The organism is Arthrobacter sp. Y3225116 (assembly GCF_059091245.1).
In genome coordinates this window covers 1-352 of the sequence record NZ_JBNHGL010000592.1, presented here as the reverse complement: position 1 = coordinate 352, position 352 = coordinate 1, and the positions used below count along the sequence as shown (strand labels likewise).

At 72.2% G+C, this 352-nt stretch carries 1 protein-coding gene; it reads left to right on the top strand.

Translation table 11 applies throughout. The annotated features are described in order from the left end of the window. Nucleotides 1–352: AAA family ATPase (locus AC5RV2_RS19120; protein ID WP_494093633.1), on the top strand; the 352-nt coding region annotated here is incomplete at both ends.

Genomic DNA, 352 nt, shown 5'->3' with positions numbered 1-352 from the left:
CGCCGCCTACTACCCCGCCCCGCGCCCGGTCGACGAGGTGATCGCCGCCGTCGGGCTGGAAGAAAAGGCCGGCGCACGGATCGGCGCCCTCTCGGGCGGCCAGCGCCGACGGCTGGACGTGGCCATGGGCCTGATCGGCAATCCCGAACTGTTGTTCCTGGACGAACCGACGACCGGCTTCGACCCGGAGGCCAGGCGGTCCTTCTGGGAGCTGATCCGCCGCCTGGGTTCCGACGGCACCACGATCGTGCTCACCACCCACTACCTCGACGAAGCCGAGCAGCTGGCGGACCGGCTGGGCGTCATCGCCGCCGGCCGGCTGGTGGCCGAAGGCACGCCCGCAACGATCGGC